The following is a 4,933-nucleotide window of genomic DNA, read 5'->3' as shown; positions in this document are numbered from 1 at the left end:
GTGCTGGTCAACAGCGGCGGCCACGGGCCGCGTGCGCCGATCCTCGAAATCACCGACGAGCAATGGCACACCGGCATGGATGTCTATCTGCTGAACGTCATCCGTCCGGTGCGCATCGTGGCGCCGCAGATGGTCAAGCAGAAGGGTGGGGCCATCATCAACATCTCGACGGCCTGGGTGGTCGAGCCGAGCCCGATGTTCCCGACGTCCGCGGTGTTCCGTGCCGGGCTTGCCGCCTACACCAAGATCTTCGCCAACACCTACGCCGCCGACAATGTGCGCATGAACAACGTGCTGCCCGGCTGGATCGACAGCCTGCCGGCCACAGAAGAACGCCGCGACAGTGTGCCGATGCAGCGCTACGGCACCTCGGAAGAAATCGCCGCGACCATCGCCTTCCTGGCGTCCGAAGGCGCCGGCTACATCACCGGCCAGAACATCCGGGTCGACGGCGGCATCATACGCGCTATTTGAGGGCGTCGGCCGGGGGGATCCCGGCATCTCACCCCAAGGAGCAAAGAATGCGGCTTTTGATACTCGGCACCGGCTGGATGGCGCAGGAACATGCGCGGCGCTTCACCGCCATCGACGGCGTCGACATCGTCGGCGCGGTCGATGTCGATCCGGCACGGGTCGGCGAGTTCGCCGACAGTTTTGACATTCCCAACCGCTTTACCGCGCTGGATGAGGCGCTGACATGGGGTGAGTTCGACGCGGTGGCCAATGTCACGCCGGACCGCATCCACCACCCGACCACCATGGCGCTGGTCGCCGCCGGCAAGCCGGTGCTGTGCGAGAAGCCGCTGGCCGAAAACTATGGCAAGGCGACCGAGATGGCCGACGCCGCCGAGGCCGCCGGCATCGTCAACATGGTGAACCTCACCTATCGCAATGTGCCGGCGCTGCAGAAGGCCCGCCAGATGGTGCAGGCGGGCGAGATCGGCACCGTCAGGCATGTCGAGGCGTCCTACCTGCAAAGCTGGCTGGTGTCGAAATTCTGGGGCGACTGGCGCACCGATCCGAAATGGCTGTGGCGCCTGTCACGCGGCCACGGCTCCAATGGCGTGCTTGGCGATGTCGGCATCCACATCCTCGATTTCGCCAGCTATGGCGCAGCCGTCGACATCGACCATGTCTTCTGCCGGCTGCGCGCCTTCGACAAGGCGCCCGGCAACCGCATCGGCGACTACGGGCTAGACGCCAATGACAGCTTCGCCATGACGCTGGACTTTTCCAACGGCGCCTTCGGCGTGGTGCATGCCAGCCGCTGGGCGACTGGCCATCTCAACGAGCTGCGCCTGCGCATCTATGGCGAGAAGGGCGGCATCGAAGTGGTGCACAATCTGGATGGTTCGACGCTCAAGGCCTGCATCGGCGAAAACGTCGAGAACGCCATATGGGAAGAGCTCGACGCCGGCACGGTGCCGACCAACTACCAGCGTTTCACTGACGCGGTGCGATCCGGCGTGCAGGCCGAACCGTCCTTCCGCCATGCCGCCGAATTGCAGAAGGTGCTGGATCTGGCCGTCGTCTCGGACGAGAAGCGGGCGGAGCTGAGGGCGAGTGCGGAAACGCGGTGAGCTGGGCGAAGCGGCCGGCGCCAGCGGTCGAAGATAGCACTGCCGCCAACTTCGGACTGCGGTCCGCGCCAGTCAGGGGCCGGTCACGAGCGAAAAAACCAGTTTCTGTAAATTGCCGCCATCGCCGAATTCGACGCGGTCGAAATCGCGGCTTGCCAGCACCCGCGCCTTCGAGATCGCGTCAAGCCGCTTCACCACCTCGGCCCTTGTCTTGCTGCATTTGGGATCGTCGGCGACGGTCAGGCCGTTCGTCGCGGCTTGGATGTCGTGGACCATCTGGACCATGCTGGCGCCATGCACCTTCTCATGGGCGGCGACGCCGGCGATGAAGGTTTCCCAGTTCTTCTGGACGGCGGGCGGCAGGGAGCCGGAAGGTTTTGGCAAGGTGTAGGTGACGATCAGCTTCGGCCGCCCGGCCGTCAGCACGCAGTCCTTGCCCTTGGGCTTGTAGTCCCTTAACCCCCAGGTCAGCTTGAAATTGGTGTAGGCGATGGCGCGGGCAATGCCGAGCTTTGGCCCTTTCTCGCCGATCGAGCGGTAGAGTTCGGCGCCGGACCGGCCCGAGATCGCGTAGGGCTCGATTTTCTCGACCGGCTTCCACTCGGCACGAGCGGTGAGCGGCGAGGCAAGCAGGGCGGCAAAGGACAGACACAGGCGAACGCAGGCTCTCAATCCAACTCTCCACGAAACAGGACCGGCTGCCGCAACGGGCAATGCCATCGGATCGCTTTTTCCTATATGCTGCCGACGGGCGCTGCAAATGCCCTGGAGGCAGTCAATTGGGGGAGTCATGAGAGTTGCACATCTCATCGTCGCTGGTGCCTTGGCCGTCGTGCAGGCCGCGCAGCCGGCGTTTGCCGCGTCGTGCGGTGGCTGGAGCGCCAAGATGGAGGAAGACGAGGGCGGCAGCGTGCTGACGGCTTCGGTCTGCGGCGGGCCGAAAGGCGATGCGCATATGATGCTCACCTGTTTCGACACGCCGGTGCTGAGCTACGATCTCGGTGCCGCCGGCCAGCTGCTGGAACCTGGCATCAGCGGTTCGTTCGCGTTCAAGGCCGACGGCAAGACGGTAACGAAGACACTGCAGCTGGAGGCCATGTACAACTACTTCGTGGTCAATCTGGCGAAAGCCGATCCGCTGTTCGACCTGCTGCGCGGGAAGGGCGATGTGTCGGTCAGTTCAGCCAAATATGGCGAGATCAGCTTTCCGCTGAAGGGCTCCAGCGCGGCCATCGGCAAGGTGCTGGCGCAGTGCGGCAAGGCCGGGCCAGCGAATGGGAATTGACGGGGCTCTACAGTTCGATGCCGGCGCACCAATGAGGCGGTTCTCGTTGGCTCACCGGGCTTGCTGCCGAACCACCCCACCCAGTCGCACCGTCGCGGCCATCAACTCCTCGTCCGAAAACCCCGAAAAACCCAGCACCAGACCTTGCCGGGGCGCCCCGCCGATGAACATTGAGGACAAGGCCCTGGCGCCGACACCCGCCGCCTTCGCCGCCTCGACGATCGCGGTGTCCGGCCCGGCGTCCTTCAGCGTCGCCATCAAATGCAACCCCTGTTCGGGCACGGTTACTTCGAGGGCATCGCCGCAATGCGCCTCGAGGCCGGCGACCAGGACGTCGCGCGCGGCCTGGACGCGGCGGCGCACGCGCCGGAGATGCGCGGCGAAATGGCCTTCGTTCAACAGGTCGGTCAGCGCGCCTTCGGCCAGCGTCGAGGGGAAGCGGTCGGAGCGCGCCCTGACCGCCATCACGGCATCGAGCAGCGCTTCGGGCACCACGACATAGCCGATGCGCAGGCCGGGGAAGAGGATTTTCGAGAAGGTGCCGAGATAGGCGACACGGTCTGAACCGTCCATGCCCTGCAGCGAGGTCAGCGGCGGGCCGGCATAGCGGAACTCGCTGTCGTAGTCGTCCTCGATGATCCAGGCATCGTTGCGCCGAGCCCAGTCGAGCAAAGCGAGACGGCGGCGCATCGTCATCGTCACGCCGAGCGGATATTGATGCGAGGGCGTGACATAGGCCGCGCGCGCCTTGGAGCACAGGCTTTCGCCGATCTCGGGATCGAGCCCTTCCGCGTCGACCGGTACCCCAAAAACCCTGGCGCCGCTGCCGGCCAGCACGGCCTGCGCCATGGGATAGCAGGGGTTTTCGATCCAGACGGCATCGCCGGGGCTGAGCGCGGCGCGCACCAGAAGATCCAGCCCCTGCTGCGTGCCCGAAGTCAGCACGATCTGGCCGGCATCGCAGCGCACGCCGCGTGCGGTCCTGAGATAGGTGGCAATTGCCGTGCGCAGCGGCAGGCCGCCGCGCGGATCGCCATAGCGGAAATGCTCCGGCCCGGGGCGAGCGAGGTGGCGCGACAGAAGGATGCGAAACAAATTAAGCGTGCGCGGATCGGACACCGCCACGCCAAGGCCGCAAGGCAGCGAGGTGGCGGCATCGATCTCGGGTGGCCGTGGCTTGACCAGTGTTGTCGGCAGATGCGGCACGTCAGGCGCGACGAAGGTTCCGGCACCGATCCTGGCGACGGCGAAGCCTTCCGAGACCAGCATTTCAAAACAGGCAACCGCCGCCGAACGCGATAGGCCGAAGCGCTGTGCGAGATCCCGGGTGGTCGGCAATTTGGCCCCGGCGGCCAGCGCGCCGGTCTCGATCAGCCGCCTGAGCGCCGCATAAAGCTCGCGGCTGCGCGGGCCGTCGCCCGGGAGGACCGGGATCAGCGCCGACCAATCCGGCAAATTGGTCTGTTTTTTCTTCATCGGATTGGTTCTTTTATCAACCAATGTCATGGCGCATGGTTGGCAGACAACAACCAAGGATGCAAGCCGTGAACGACACGCCAGCCAGCTTTCCGACCACCAGCCGCAACCGCGTCAAGCGCCTGCACGAGCGCGGCAGCTACGACCATGCGGCAGTCTTCGCGGTGCTGGATGCCGGGCTGCTGTGCCATGTCGCCTATACGTTCGACGGCCAGCCCTATTGCACGCCGACCATCCACTGGCGCGAGGACGACATGCTCTACTGGCACGGCTCGTCGGCCAGCCGCATGCTGCGCAATCTGCGCGGCGGCACGCCGGCGTGTCTGACGGTGTCGCATCTCGACGGGCTGGTGCTGGCGCGCTCGGGCTTCAACCATTCCGCCAATTACCGCTCGGCAATGTGTTTCGGTACAGCGCGGATCATCGACGAACCTGATGAGAAACTGAAGGCGCTGGCCGGAGTCGTCGACCGCTTCTATCCCGGCCGGAGCGAGACCTTGCGGCCGATCTCGGTGCAGGAGGCCAAGGCGACGACGGTGATCGGCATGCGCATCGAGGAGGCATCGGCCAAAGTGCGCGCCAAGGGCGTCGG

The 4,933-nt window shown here is 65.3% G+C and carries 6 protein-coding genes; 4 read left to right on the top strand and 2 right to left on the bottom strand.

The genetic code is table 11. The features are described 5' to 3' along the window. Both EN906_RS22840 and EN906_RS22835 read left to right on the top strand, forming a co-directional pair. The coding region (locus EN906_RS22840; protein ID WP_127375390.1) for an SDR family oxidoreductase at positions 1 to 474 on the top strand (474 nt) is incomplete at its 5' end. A gap of 47 nt (positions 475 to 521) precedes the next feature. Then, positions 522 to 1,580 carry a Gfo/Idh/MocA family oxidoreductase gene (locus EN906_RS22835; RefSeq protein WP_127272050.1) on the top strand — a complete coding sequence of 353 codons (1,059 nt, stop codon included), beginning with the start codon at positions 522 to 524 and terminating at the stop codon, positions 1,578 to 1,580. A gap of 72 nt (positions 1,581 to 1,652) precedes the next feature. Here EN906_RS22835 and EN906_RS22830 read toward each other — a convergent pair whose 3' ends face one another. Then, the gene (locus EN906_RS22830; RefSeq protein ID WP_127270851.1) at positions 1,653 to 2,252 is read right to left on the bottom strand and encodes a DUF922 domain-containing Zn-dependent protease; all 600 of its coding nucleotides are present in this window, start codon (positions 2,250 to 2,252) and stop codon (positions 1,653 to 1,655) included. Positions 2,253 to 2,370: 118 nt separating this feature from the next. Between EN906_RS22830 and EN906_RS22825 the strand changes: the two genes are divergently transcribed. Then, positions 2,371 to 2,865, top strand: coding sequence for a hypothetical protein (locus EN906_RS22825; protein ID WP_236382752.1), 495 nt, complete (start codon positions 2,371 to 2,373; stop codon positions 2,863 to 2,865). A gap of 51 nt (positions 2,866 to 2,916) precedes the next feature. On the opposite strand, the gene EN906_RS22820 is transcribed toward EN906_RS22825, so the two are convergent. After that, the gene (locus EN906_RS22820) at positions 2,917 to 4,341 is read right to left on the bottom strand and encodes a PLP-dependent aminotransferase family protein (RefSeq protein ID WP_127272052.1); all 1,425 of its coding nucleotides are present in this window, start codon (positions 4,339 to 4,341) and stop codon (positions 2,917 to 2,919) included. A 35-nt stretch (positions 4,342 to 4,376) separates the two neighbouring features. Here EN906_RS22820 and EN906_RS22815 point away from each other — a divergent pair. Further along, on the top strand, positions 4,377 to 4,933 hold a 557-nt coding region (locus EN906_RS22815), incomplete at its 3' end, for a pyridoxamine 5'-phosphate oxidase family protein (RefSeq protein WP_164777294.1).

The organism is Mesorhizobium sp. M7A.F.Ca.CA.004.06.1.1 (genome assembly GCF_003999135.1).
Classification (GTDB): domain Bacteria; phylum Pseudomonadota; class Alphaproteobacteria; order Rhizobiales; family Rhizobiaceae; genus Mesorhizobium.
This window is presented reverse-complemented; position numbering and strand designations above follow the sequence as displayed.

Excerpts from the sequence above, each read along its gene's own strand:
- EN906_RS22835 (WP_127272050.1), top strand. The coding sequence starts at position 522 with ATGCGGCTTTTGATACTCGGCACCGGCTGGATGGCGCAGGAACATGCG.
- EN906_RS22825 (WP_236382752.1), top strand. The coding sequence starts at position 2,371 with ATGAGAGTTGCACATCTCATCGTCGCTGGTGCCTTGGCCGTCGTGCAG.
- EN906_RS22820 (WP_127272052.1), bottom strand. The coding sequence starts at position 4,341 with ATGAAGAAAAAACAGACCAATTTGCCGGATTGGTCGGCGCTGATCCCG.